Here is a 12,724-nt window from a genome sequence, read left to right as displayed (position 1 = left end):
ATTAGGCAATCTTACGGGCGGGAAGGAACAGGCCGATGACCACGCCCACCAGAGCGGGTACCACCCAGCCGAGGTTCAGATCGGCCAGGGGCAGGGCGGAGAGGGAAGCGAGGATGGGGAGCTTTGTAAGCCGCTGCAGCTCCAGCAGGACGCTGGCAATCCCCGTGCACAAAATGGCGGCGGGGTAGACGGCGGAATGGCTCTCGATCCACCGGTGGGCGAAGGAGAGGAGAATGAGGACGATGGCCACCGGGTAAATGATGTTCAGAACGGGGACCGAGAAGGTGAGAATCTGGGTCAGTCCCGCGTTGGCCAGCAGCATACTTACCAGAGCGAAGAGGATGGCCCAGCTGCGGTAGCTCAGACGGGGGCACAGCCCATGAAAATATTCCCCGCAGGAACTGATGAGACCTACGCACACGTTGAAGCAGGCGATGACAAAGATGGCGGCCAGAATGACGCTGCCCAGGGAGCCGAACAGAAGAGGCACCACATTGGTGAGGGCCTGAGTGCCGTCGCTGGGATTGGGCACCGCGCCTCCGGAGAGAGCGCCGATGTGGGCCAGCATGGAGTAGACGGCCAGCAGCATGGCTCCGGCAATGAGTCCGGCCCGCACGGTCTCCTTCACAACGGCCCCCGATTCCGTCACACCCCGGGCCTGGATATTCAGGGCGATGACAATGCCGAAGGCCAGGGCTGCGATGGTGTCCATGGTCTGATAGCCGTCCAGGAAACCGGCGGCCACCGCCTTCACCGGGCTGTCCCACCGCAGGGCGGGGGCACCGTAGCCGTCCAGAGGATTGAGCAGGCAGGCGGCGAAGGTGATGACGATGAGGGCCACCAGAATGGGGCAGAAGATCTTGCCCAATCGGTCGGTGAGTTTTTCCGGACGAAGAGCAATGAGCAGAGCCAGGGCGAAGAACACCAGGGAGTAGATCAGACGGAAGAGGGAGATGGGAGCGTCCGCGCCCACAAAGGGAGGGACGGCCATCTCAAAGGAGGTGCTGGCGGTACGGGGGATGGCCAGGCAGGGACCGATGGCCAGGTAGGCCACAATGGTGAAGCCCTTGGCAAAGGCGGGGTGGACCCGGCTGCCCAGCCGGTCCAGACCGCCGGAGCGAGCCACCGCCACCACGCCCAGCACCGGAAGGCCCACGGCGCTGATGGCCAGGCCCAGGACGGCAAACCAGGTCATGGTGCCGGCCTGGGCGGCGATGCCCGGAGGGAAGATCAGGTTGCCCGCTCCGAAAAACATGGAAAACAGAGTAAACCCCACCAGCAGGGTGTCTTTGATGCGCAGTGACTTCACAGAGGATCCTCCTTTTAAAGAAGCAGAGAGTTGGAAAATGGAACTGCTGTCCCGGCCGGTAAGCGGCCCCGCCAAAATGGAGCCGCGGACGGTCCGGACGGCCCTTCCGCGGCTGGGACAGAGAAGGTTGTATAGGAAATTTCCACAAAAGAGGCAGAAAAGAGCAAATTTGCAGATCTTGACCTAAAAAACCGGAAAAATCAGGGTGAAATCCGGGAAAACCGGGTCAGCGCAGGTTCTCTTTCAGAAGAATCTGGTCGCTGGACTGGTATTCCTTGGCGTACCGCCCCGGGGTAAGACCGGTGAGGTGGCCGAAGGTGCGGATGAAATGGGAGTTGTCCGAAAATCCGGCCAGCTCGCCCGCCTGCTGGACGCTGACCCCCTCCTGGAGGAGCTGCCGTGCCTTGAGTACCCGGCTGTAAATGATGTACTCCATGACGGAGAAGCCGGTGGCCGATTTGAAGATACGGCACAGGTAGTGCTTGCTGATGAAGAAGCAGCTGGCGATGTGGTCCAGAGAGAGGGGCTCAGACAGGTTGTCCCGGATGTAGTCCAGGATGGGGGCCACCCGGAGAAAGTCCTTGTTGCGGATGGGCTCACCGGCGGTGGCGGCGTTCAAGGTGGGGCCCACCCGGATGAGCAGGTTCAAAAGGGCGATGGTCTGGTTGATGTCGCTGCCGAAGGAACCATCGTTTTTATTGCGCTCCAGAGCCTGAAAAAGCTCAATAATTTCCGTCATTTGCTCCACATCCAGGGTGACGCGGCGAAAGGAGTCCTGGGCCACCTGGGTAAAGTCGGTCTGGGGGGTGGACAGCTGGGCCAGGGCCTTTCGGCTGATGTGCAGGACATACCGGGCGTGGAAGCCGGTGGCAATGGTGCGGTGCAGGGTGTTCTCCCCGATGAGGTACAGCGTGCCCCGGCGCAGGGGGTAGACCTGGTCGTTGACGAAGATATTGCCCGGACTGGTCAGGGGCAGGAGCAGCTCAAAATGATCGTGGAAATGGAGGCGGCTCATGCTCCAGGTCTCGTTGTGATTGAGCTGAAGATGGAATTCAACATTGGTCATAGGACAACCTCCGTCAATCGGCAGAATGGGGCGGAAGAGAAGAAAACGGGAAAAAGAGCAGAAGTTCCAGCACTTTTCCGCCCTTTTCGCGGCGGAGCCACGTTTTTTCACATGCTGGCATTATACCATGGCAGGAGAAGATATGCAAATTTTTTGCTAAATTACAAATAGACCCTCTGTGAATATTATGGTACAATATATCCGTTAAAGAGCGCGCTGCGCTTTTGGAACCTTGAAAATCAAAACAAGGATAAAAGAGACAAAAACTGTTTGTAAATGGGGGTTTTACCATGAACAAAGTGTATTCCTTGCATGACGCAGTGGCGAAGTTCGTCGAGAGCGGCGACTGCATCTCCTTCGGCGGCTTCACCACGAACCGCAAGCCCTATGCGGCTGTGTCCGAGATCCTGCGCCAGGGCCAGAAGGACTTCACCGTCTGGGCCGGTCCTGCCGGCGGCGACTGGGACATGCTCATCGGCGAGGGTCGCGTCAAGGCCTATATCAACTGCTACACCGCCAACTCCGGCTACACCAACGTGTCCCGCCGCTTCCGTGCCGCCATCGAGAAGGGCGAGCTCATCTATGAGGACTATTCCCAGGACGTCCTGATGCTGCAGCTTCACGCCGCTTCTCTGGGCCTGCCCTTCCTGCCTGTGCGCCTGATGCAGGGCTCCGGCCTTGTGAAGTACTGGGGCATCAGCGAGGAGCAGCGCAAGACCCTGGACAAGGTGGACGACCTGAAGTGCGTGGAGGTTGAGAATCCCTTCAACCCCGGCGAGAAGGTCATTGCCGTTCCCGTGCCCAAGCTGGACACCGCCATCATCCACGTGCAGAAGGCCTCTCCCGACGGCACCTGCATCATCGAGGGCGACGAGTTCCACGATGTTGACATCGCCGTGGCCGCCCGCAAGGTCATCGTCACCTGCGAGGACCTGGTGAGCGACGAGTACATCCGCCGCGACCCCACCCTGACCCGCATCTTCGGCCAGTGCGTGGACGCCGTGGTCCACTGCCCCTACGGTGCCTGGCCCTCCCAGTGCTACAACTACTACGACAACGACTCCCACGCCCTGAAGGAGTACGACAAGGCCTCCAAGTATCAGGACGCCGAGGACGCCAAGGCTCAGCTGGCCAAAGCCGCTGCCAAGGCCGAGAAGGCCGCTGCCGCCAAGCCCGAGGACGAGAAGCTGGCTGACGCCGCTGCCCGCGCCAAGAAGGCCGCTGAGGACGCTGCCGCCGGCACCGTGATTCCCGAGACCTTCAAGGATTACCTGGACAAGTGGGTTTACAGTGTGAAGGATCACGAGGAGCTGCTGGATAAGGTGGGCGGTTCCCGTCTCATGCGTCTGAAGAATGAGCCCCACCTGGGCTACTCCACCAGACACTAAGAAGTAGGGAGGAGAATTAACATGTCTGACTATACAAAGTACACCAAGCAGGAAATGCAGGCCTATGCCATTGCCAAGAACATTAAGGAGAACCAGATCGTCATCGTGGGTACCGGTCTTCCTCTGATCGGCGCCTCCCTGGCCAAGCGGGCGGTCTGCCCCTCCTGCCACCCCATCGTGGAGAGCGGCCTCATGGACTGCGATCCCGTCGAGGTGCCCCGCTCCGTGGGCGACAACCGCTTCATGGCTCACTGCGCCGTGCAGTGGCCCAACATCCGCTTCATCGGCTTTGAGGCCAACGAGTGGCTCCACGATGCCGACCGTCTGGTGGCCTTCATCGGCGGCGCCCAGATCGACCCCTACGGCAACGTGAACTCCACCTGCATCTACGGCAAGGGCGACTATGTCAAGCCCCAGACCCGCTTCACCGGTTCCGGCGGCGCCAACGGCATTGCCACCTACTGCAACACCATCATCATGATGCAGCACCAGAAGCGCCGCTTCATGGAGCAGATCGACTACATCACCTCCTGCGGCTGGATGGACGGCCCTGGCGGCCGTGAGCGCGCCGGCCTGCCCGGCAACCGCGGTCCCCAGATGGTGGTTACCGACCTGGGCATCATGAAGTTCGACGAAGAGACCAAGCGGATGTACCTGGCCTACTACTATCCCTTCTCCAGCCCCGAGATGGTTCAGGAGAACACCGGCTTCGAGATCGACGTGTCCCGCGCCCAGCTGATGGAGGGCCCCTCTCCCGACATCATCAAGCTCATCCGCGAGGAGATCGACCCCGGCCAGGCCTTCATCAAGGTCCCCAAGGACTGAGCGGCCTGACGCCGAAACCAACATAAGGATTAGGAGGAATTGACATTGGGTAACTATTCCATGCCCCGCTATTTCCAGAATATGCCCGTGGTGGGCAAGCCCGTGCGTCCCAACGCCGAGAACGTGGAAGAGCTGCGGGCCATTGAGGACGATATTCACGCTCATGTTGTAGACGCCCTGTCCGCCGGTAAGGCGGACGAGGCCATGAACGCCAAGGGCCAGCTCACTGCCATGCAGCGCGTCAGCCTGCTGGTGGACGCCGGTACCTGGTGCCCCCTGAACAGCCTCTACAACCCCGAGCACAACAAGAACGGCTCCACCTCCATTGTCAAGGGCCTGGGCCGCGTCAACGGCAAGTGGTGCGTCATCATCGCTTCCGACAACAAGAAGCACGCCGGTACCTGGGTGCCAGGCCAGGCGGACAACCTGCTGCGCGGCAGCGACACCGCCAAGCGTCTGCGCATCCCCCTCATCTACCTGCTGGAGTGCGCCGGCGTGGAGCTGGACCAGCAGGAGAAGGTGTACCCCAACCGCCGCGGCGGCGGTACTCCCTTCTACCGCAACTCTGAGCTCAACCAGATGGGCGTTCCCGTCATCGTGGGCATCCACGGCACCAACCCCGCCGGCGGCGGCTATCACTCCATCAGCCCCACCGTGCTGATTGCCCATGAGAAGGCCAACATGGCCGTGGGCGGCGCCGGCATCGTGGGCGGCATGAACCCCAAGCCCCACGTGGACATGGAGGCCGCTCTGGCTCAGATCGAGGCCACCAAGGGCCTGCGCGCTGACCCGCCGGGATCCGTCTCCATCCACTTCGGCCAGACCGGCTTCTTCCGCGAAGTCTATGAGACCCAGGAGGGCGTCATCGAGGGCATCAAGAAGTATGTGGACATGCTGCCCTCCTACGACCTGGAGTTCTTCCGCGTGGATACTCCCCAGTCTCCCGCCATGTCCGATGTGGAGCTCTATGACCTGGTGCTCAACAACAAGAACCGTCCCTACGACATGTATTCCGTCATCGGCCGCCTCTTCGACGGCAGCCAGTTCATGGAGTATAAGAAGGGCTACGGTCCCGAGATGATTACCGGCATCGCCAAGGTGGACGGCCTTCTGGTGGGCGTGGTGGCCAACCAGCAGGGCGTGTTCCCCAACTACCCCGAGTACAAGATGGAGAAGTACGGCCAGTCCATGGGCGCCGGCGGCAAGCTCTATCGCCAGGGCCTCATCAAGATGAACGAGTTCGTCACTCTGTGTGCCCGTGACCGTCTGCCCATGATCTGGATCCAGGATACCACCGGCATCGACGTGGGCGATGACGCCGAGGTCGCCGAGCTGCTGGGTCTGGGCCAGAGCCTGATCTACTCCATCCAGAGCAGCAAGCTGCCCATGATGGAGATCACCCTGCGCCGCGGCACCGCCGCTGCCCACTACGTGCTGGGCGGCCCCCAGGGCAACGACAACAACGCCTTCTCTCTGGGCACTGCGGCCACTGAGATCAACGTCATGAACGGCAAGACCGCCGCCAACGCCATGTACACCGGCCGTCTGGCCAAGGATCAGAAGGCGGGCAAGGATCTCCAGCCCACCATCGACAAGATGAACGCCCTCATCGACGACTACGACGTGAAGTCCAAGCCCCTGTTCTGCGCCCAGGCCGGCCTGGTGGACGAGATCGTGGATATGCCCATGATGCGCAACTACATCGTGGCCTTCACCGATGCCTGCTACCAGAACCCCGAGAGCATCTGCCCCTTCCATCAGATGCTGCTGCCCCGGACCATCAAGGACTACGACACCTTCAAGAAGTAAGAGGGAAGCGTCTCCGGCGGAGAGGCCCTCCGCCGGAGAGAATTTACCGGCAAAATAACCAATTTTTTGGAAGCCTTGGGGCAGAAGGAAAATGGGGAAAAAAAGACCGCCTTCCGCGGGGGAAAATACGGGATAAAGATTGTCAGGGTTGTGAATTCTCACATTGACAAAATACGGGAATGTTTGCTATATAGTACTGTATTTTGGAAAGGAGAAAACCCTTATGGCAGAAAAAATCTTATCCTATTTTGGTACCTACACACCGGCCGCAGATGGTGCGGTTGCATCCTTCAAAGTAGAGTACCTGACCTCTCTGGGCATTGCGGCTCTGGTGATTTTCCTGGGCCACGCCCTGGTCAGCCACAGCAAGCTTCTGCGGAAGTTTGCCATCCCCGCTCCGGTGGTGTCCGGCTTGCTGGTTTCCATCATCATTGCCCTGATCAAAGGGGGCGGCATTCTGGCCATCCAGTTTGATGTATCTACCATTCAGGATCTGTGTCAGAACCTGTTCTTCCTGTGCGTAGGCTTCGGCTTCAGCGCCAAGATGCTGCAGAAGGCCGGCGGAAAGCTGGCCATCAAGGTAGCCTTTGCCGCCTGCCTGCTCATCACCCTGCAGGACGTCATCGGCGTTCTGGTGGGCAACCTGGTGGGCATGAATCCCCTGCTGGCCCTGCAGTGCTCCTCCTCCGCCATGTCCGGCGGTGTGGGTACTGCCGCCTCCTTCGGCGAGACCTTTGAGTCCTGGGGCGTGGCCGGCGCCAAGGCGGTGGGTGTCACCGCCGGCACCATGGGCAACATTATGGGCTCCCTCATCGGCGGCCCTGTGGCGGCCTACCTTATCTCCCGGCACGGCCTGAAGTCCGATCCCAATGACCGGCCTGAGGCTGAGTCCACCGGAATTGCTCCCACCCTGAATAACAGCCGCATGGTCTCCATGTTTGCCATGCTGCTCCTGCTGGCGGCTCTGGGCATGCCGATCTACTGCCTGCTGGACAATATCCCCAAGATTGAAATGCCCAAGTTTATCGGCTGCCTCTTCGCCGGCGCCATTGGCCGCAACGTGATGGAGGCCGCCAACATCCGCTTCTATACCCCTGAGGTGGACGCCATCGAGCACATGTTCCTGGAGCTGTACCTGGCCCTGGTTCTGATGACCATTGACATCACTGCCCTGTTGGCTGTGGCAGGTCAGATGGGCGTCATTCTGCTGGCTCAGGCGGTTTTGATGGCTGTGTTTGCCATCTTTATCTCCTACAACCTCTTCGGCCGGGACTACGGTGCAGCCGTCATGGCCGCGGGCAACTGCGGCTGGGGCTGCGGCTCCGGACCCAATGCGGTGGCTAACGAGAAGGCCGTTATGGACGCCTATGGCTATCACCATGTGGCGTGGGTCTTCTATCCCGCCTTCGCCGTCATCATTGATGACATCTACAATCCCATTTTCCTGTCCATTTTCGGCGGCCTGTTCCGGTAAAACAGGCCTCGCCGGGACACAATCCGGGGCGCTTTCCGCGTCCTGAGACCTTCAAATGATGGAGAGACATGAACGTATGAGCATTTATACCTTAGGAATCGACATCGGTTCCACCGCCTCGAAATGTGTGATGCTGGCCGACGGCAAGGAAATCGTCAGCAAGTCCCTGGTATCCGTGGGCGCCGGCACCAGCGGCCCTCAGCGGGCCATTGCCCAGGTGCTGGAGGGAGCCGGTAAGACCAAGGAGGACATGTCCTTCATCCTGGCTACCGGCTACGGCCGCAACTCCATGCTGGAGCTGGCGGATCAGCAGATGAGCGAGCTCAGCTGCCACGCCAAGGGCGCCAGTTTCCTGTTCCCCGATGTCCACACCGTCATCGACATCGGCGGCCAGGATGTGAAGATCCTTCAGATTGAAAACGGCGTGATGACCAACTTCGTGATGAACGACAAGTGCGCCGCCGGCACCGGCCGGTTCCTGGACGTTATGGCCCGGGTGCTGGAGGTGAAGGTGGAGGACCTGGGCACCCTGGGCGCCCAGTCCACCAAAAAGGTAGAGATCAGCTCCACCTGCACCGTCTTTGCCGAGAGCGAGGTCATCAGCCAGTTGGCTATGGACACGGATAAGCGGGATATCATCAACGGCATCCATCACTCCGTGGCCAGCCGGGTTGCCGGCCTGGCCCACCGGGTTGGGGTGCGTGATCAGGTGGTCATGACCGGCGGCGTGGCACAGAACACCGGTGTGGTAAAGGCTCTGGAGGAGGAGCTTGGCCACATCATCTATACCTCCCCCCTGACCCAGTACAATGGGGCCCTGGGGGCGGCATTGTTCGCCTATCAGAAGTATCAAAAGGAGCACAAGGAGTAAAAAGCCCTTGCCGCTCCAAGCAATTTTTTGAACATTAGTAGGGAGGAAACTACAATGGCTAAAACGGTAAGTCCCGGCGTCCTGGCTCTGCGCAAGGTCGTTGAGGATGTTTATGCTGACGCCCGCAAGGCCCATGCTGAGGGCAAGCTGGTGGGCTGGTCCAGCTCCAAGTTCCCCTGTGAGCTGGCTGAGGCCTTTGACCTGAACATTATGTACCCCGAGAACCAGGCCGCCGGCATCGCCGCCAACCGGGACGGCGAGATCATGTGCAAGGCCGCCGAGGACCTGGGCTTTGACAACGACATCTGCGGCTACGCCCGCATCAGCCTGGCCTATGCCGCCGGCAAGCGCGCGTCCCGCAAGTTCGACCCCGAGACCCTGGAGTTCATCATCGATCCCAACAGCGGCAAGCCCCTGAAGGACGAGAACGGCAAGGTCATCATCGATCCCGAGACCGGCAAGCCCAAGAAGGATCCCAAGACCATGCAGCCCTACACCGTGCTGGATGACATCTATGAGATCGAGGCTCTGCCCGAGACCACCGAGAAGGAGATCGCCTACAAGAACTTCCGTCGGGAGGCCATCAAGCCTTACCGCCAGATGCGTATGCCCCAGCCCGACTTCGTGCTGTGCTGCAACAACATCTGCAACTGCATGACCAAGTGGTATGAGAACATCGCCCGTATGCGCAACATCCCCCTGATCATGATCGACATCCCCTACAACAACACTGTGGATGTCCACGACACCAACGTGGCCTATGTCCGCGCTCAGTTCGACGCCGCCATCCACCAGCTGGAGCAGATCACCGGCAAGAAGTTCGACGAGAAGAAGTTCGAGCACGCCTGTGAGAACGCCAACCGCACTGCCAAGGCCTGGTTGCGCGTCTGCGACTACCTGCAGTACAAGCCCGCTCCCTACAGCGGCTTCGACCTCTTTAACCACATGGCCGACGTGGTGACCGCCCGCGGCAAGGTGGCTGCTGCCGAGGCCTTCGAGCTGCTGGAGAAGGATCTGGAGCAGGCCATCAAGGATGGCACCACCACCACGCCCTTCCCCGAGAAGTTCCGCGTGATGTTCGAGGGCATCCCCTGCTGGCCCAAGCTGCCCAACCTGTTCAAGCCCCTGAAGGAGCACGGCGTCAACGTCACCGCCGTGGTGTACGCCCCCGCCTTCGGCTTCGTGTACAACAACATGGACGAGATGGCCCGCGCCTACTACAAGGCCCCCAACTCCGTGTGTATCGAGCAGGGCGTGGATTGGCGTGAGGGCATCTGCCGGGACAACAAGGTGGACGGCGTGCTGGTCCACTACAACCGTTCCTGCAAGCCCTGGTCCGGCTATATGGCCGAGATGCAGCGCCGCTTCACCGAGGATCTGGGCGTGCCCTGCGCCGGCTTCGACGGCGACCAGGCGGATCCCCGTAACTTTAACGAGGCCCAGTACACCACCCGTGTTCAGGGCCTGGTGGAGGCCATGGAGGCCAATAAGGCGAATAAGGAGGCCGAGGCGAAATGAGCACCGAGGTTATGCTGAACGAGTTTAAGGAAGTTTCTGAGCATCCCTACCGCGTACTGACCCAGTACAAGCAGGAGGGAAAGAAGGTCATCGGTGTTCTGCCCTACTACGCCCCTGTGGAGCTGGTAGTGGCTGCCGGCATGGTGCCCATGGGCATCTGGGGCAGCAACAACAAGACCATCTCCATGGCCAAGGAGTACTGCGCCACCTTCTACTGCACCATTGCTCAGCTGGCTCTGGAGATGCTGCTGGACGGCACCCTGGATCAGCTGGACGGCGTCATCACCCCCACCATCTGTGATACCCTGCGCCCCATGAGCCAGAATATCCGCGTGGCCATGAGCAAGAAGCTGCCCTGCATCTTCCTGGCCCATCCCCAGAACCGCAAGCCCTCCTTCGGCCTGCAGTTCACCATGGACCAGTACAACCACATCAAGGCCGAGCTGGAGAAGATTTCCGGCGCCCCCATCACTGACGAGGCCCTCCGCGGCGCCATCAAGGTGATGAACCGCAACCGCGCTGCCCGCCGTGAGTTTGTGAAGCTGGCCGGTCAGCACCCCGAGGCCATTTCCGCCGTCAACCGCTCCGCCGTTCTGCGCGCCGCCTGGTTCATGGAGCCCGTGGCCTACAGCGAGAAGCTGGAGGCTCTGAATGCTGAGCTGGCCGCCCTGCCCGCCTCCCAGTGGAAGGGCCGCAAGGTGGTTACCTCCGGCATCATCTGCGACAACCCCAAGCTGCTGCAGATCTTTGACGACAACCAGATCGCCATCGCCGCCGACGACGTGGCCCACGAGAGCCGCGCCATCCGGGTGGACGCTGCCGAGACCGGCGATCCCATGATGGCTCTGGCCCAGCAGTTTGCCGACCAGGACTACGACGTGCTGCTCTATGATGAGTTCTCCAACCAGAACCGCCGCGCCGATTTCGTGGTGGACATGGTGAAGAAGTCTGGCGCTCAGGGTCTGGTGCTCTTTATGCAGCAGTTCTGTGACCCCGAGGAGATGGAGTACCCCTATCTGAAGAAGGCTCTGGATGACGCCGGTATCCCCCACCTCCGTCTGGGCATCGACCAGCAGATGCGGGACTTCGGCCAGGCCAGCACCGCCATCCAGGCCTTTGCCGACGTGCTGTAAAAGACCTGTTCAGATGTGCAGGCTGGAAGGGTCGAAAATCTTGACACTTCATTGAAGAAAATGCTATAATACCACTAATTTCGGCATGCTCCCTGCCCAAAAGGCAGGGAGCTGCCAATCCAGATTTCAAGGTGACGCTAAACCGGCTGTTCACCCCATTAAGTCTGCGATTATTATATTGTAAAGGGGAAAAGAAGCTATGAACTACAATGTTACTGTCAACGGCAAGGTTTACAGTGTGAGCGTTGAGAAGATCGGCGCTGCTGCTCCTGTGGCCGCTGCTCCTGTGGCCGCTGCCCCTGTGGCTGCCGCTCCTGTGGCTGCCCCGGCACCCGTCGCTGCTCCTGCTCCCGCACCCGCCCCTGCTCCGGCCCCCGCTCCCGCTGCTGCTCCCGCCCCCGCCGCTGTGGCTGCCGGCGAGACTGCCGTGAAGAGCCCCATGCCCGGCAACATCTTTAAGGTGGAGTGCCAGGTGGGCCAGGCCGTGAAGGCCGGCGACGTGCTGGTGGTTCTGGAGGCCATGAAGATGGAGATCGAGGTCTCCGCTCCCGTGGACGGCACCGTTAAGGCCATCTCTGCTGTGGTTGGCACTACTGTCAACACCGACGACCTGCTGGTCACCCTGGGTTAATAGGGGGTCATAGTCTATGCCAAATGCAGATATTGCGATTCTGGATCCCTTTAAGCCGCTAAGTGTACCTGAGGCACTGATGGTGGCCGTGTGCGGTATGCTGGTGGTCTTTATGATGCTGGCCATTCTGGCGCTGGTCATCATGGTCATCTCCAAGGTGGTTTCCACCATTGAAGGTGCTAAGAAGCCTGCTGCCCCCGCCAAGGATGTGTCCAAGCCGGCCCCCGCTCCGACCAGCACTCCTGCCCCGGTGGCCCCCGCAGTGGACGAGGGTGAACTGGTGGCGGTCATGATGTCCGCCATTGCGGAGGAGTCCGGCATGAACCCCAACTCCTTCCGGATTACCAATGTGGCTCCCGTGGCTGCTGCTCCTGTGGCCGCTGCTCCTGTGGCCGCTGCCCCTGTGGCTGCCCCGGCACCTGTCGTTGCTCCCGCTCCGGCCCCCTCCCCCGCTCCTGCTGCTGCTCCCGCCCCCGCCGGCGAGACTGCCGTGAAGAGTCCCATGCCCGGCAACATCTTTAAGGTGGAGTGCCAGGTGGGCCAGGCCGTGAAGGCCGGCGACGTGCTGGTGGTTCTGGAGGCCATGAAGATGGAAATTGAGGTCTCCGCTCCTGTGGACGGTACCGTCAAGGCCGTCTCTGCAGTGGTGGGTGCCACCGTCAACACCGATGACCTGCTGGTTACCATTGGTTGAAAGGAG

The 12,724-nt window shown here is 60.6% G+C and carries 11 protein-coding genes; 9 read left to right on the top strand and 2 right to left on the bottom strand.

Annotated features, from left to right (window positions below):
* Position 1: 1 nt before the first annotated feature.
* Both brnQ and DWX58_RS14110 read right to left on the bottom strand, forming a co-directional pair.
* Positions 2-1,309, bottom strand: coding sequence for a branched-chain amino acid transport system II carrier protein (gene brnQ, locus DWX58_RS14115; RefSeq protein WP_118644928.1), 1,308 nt, complete (start codon positions 1,307-1,309; stop codon positions 2-4).
* A 226-nt stretch (positions 1,310-1,535) separates the two neighbouring features.
* Positions 1,536-2,375: an AraC family transcriptional regulator gene (locus DWX58_RS14110; RefSeq protein ID WP_118644925.1), complete on the bottom strand. Its 840-nt coding sequence runs from the start codon at positions 2,373-2,375 to the stop codon at positions 1,536-1,538.
* A 290-nt stretch (positions 2,376-2,665) separates the two neighbouring features.
* On the opposite strand from DWX58_RS14110, the gene DWX58_RS14105 reads away from it, so the two are divergent.
* From DWX58_RS14105 to DWX58_RS16010, 9 genes are all read left to right on the top strand, one after another.
* Positions 2,666-3,763 carry a CoA-transferase gene (locus DWX58_RS14105; RefSeq protein ID WP_118644922.1) on the top strand — a complete coding sequence of 366 codons (1,098 nt, stop codon included), beginning with the start codon at positions 2,666-2,668 and terminating at the stop codon, positions 3,761-3,763.
* A 21-nt stretch (positions 3,764-3,784) separates the two neighbouring features.
* The gene (gene gctB / locus DWX58_RS14100; RefSeq protein WP_118644919.1) at positions 3,785-4,588 is read left to right on the top strand and encodes a glutaconate CoA-transferase subunit B; all 804 of its coding nucleotides are present in this window, start codon (positions 3,785-3,787) and stop codon (positions 4,586-4,588) included.
* 60 nt (positions 4,589-4,648) lie between these two features.
* The gene (locus DWX58_RS14095; RefSeq protein WP_347559182.1) at positions 4,649-6,397 is read left to right on the top strand and encodes a carboxyl transferase domain-containing protein; all 1,749 of its coding nucleotides are present in this window, start codon (positions 4,649-4,651) and stop codon (positions 6,395-6,397) included.
* A gap of 223 nt (positions 6,398-6,620) precedes the next feature.
* The gene (locus tag DWX58_RS14090) at positions 6,621-7,871 is read left to right on the top strand and encodes a sodium/glutamate symporter (protein WP_118644913.1); all 1,251 of its coding nucleotides are present in this window, start codon (positions 6,621-6,623) and stop codon (positions 7,869-7,871) included.
* Between the two features lie 76 nt (positions 7,872-7,947).
* The gene (hgdC, locus tag DWX58_RS14085) at positions 7,948-8,742 is read left to right on the top strand and encodes a (R)-2-hydroxyglutaryl-CoA dehydratase activase HgdC (RefSeq protein ID WP_118644910.1); all 795 of its coding nucleotides are present in this window, start codon (positions 7,948-7,950) and stop codon (positions 8,740-8,742) included.
* Between the two features lie 54 nt (positions 8,743-8,796).
* Positions 8,797-10,260 carry a (R)-2-hydroxyglutaryl-CoA dehydratase subunit alpha gene (gene hgdA, locus DWX58_RS14080; RefSeq protein ID WP_118644907.1) on the top strand — a complete coding sequence of 488 codons (1,464 nt, stop codon included), beginning with the start codon at positions 8,797-8,799 and terminating at the stop codon, positions 10,258-10,260.
* Positions 10,257-11,393 carry a (R)-2-hydroxyglutaryl-CoA dehydratase subunit beta gene (gene hgdB, locus DWX58_RS14075; RefSeq protein ID WP_118644904.1) on the top strand — a complete coding sequence of 379 codons (1,137 nt, stop codon included), beginning with the start codon at positions 10,257-10,259 and terminating at the stop codon, positions 11,391-11,393. Before hgdA ends, hgdB begins: the two co-directional genes overlap by 4 nt.
* 199 nt (positions 11,394-11,592) lie before the next feature.
* Positions 11,593-12,024, top strand: a complete 432-nt coding sequence (locus DWX58_RS14070) for a biotin/lipoyl-containing protein (RefSeq protein ID WP_118644901.1) — start codon at positions 11,593-11,595, stop codon at positions 12,022-12,024.
* Between the two features lie 16 nt (positions 12,025-12,040).
* Positions 12,041-12,718 (top strand): OadG family transporter subunit, encoded by a 678-nt coding sequence (locus DWX58_RS16010; protein ID WP_118644898.1) that lies wholly within the window; start codon positions 12,041-12,043, stop codon positions 12,716-12,718.
* Positions 12,719-12,724: the final 6 nt, after the last annotated feature.

The organism is Pseudoflavonifractor sp. AF19-9AC (genome assembly GCF_003478995.1).
Taxonomy (GTDB): domain Bacteria; phylum Bacillota; class Clostridia; order Oscillospirales; family Oscillospiraceae; genus Lawsonibacter.
This window is presented reverse-complemented; position numbering and strand designations above follow the sequence as displayed.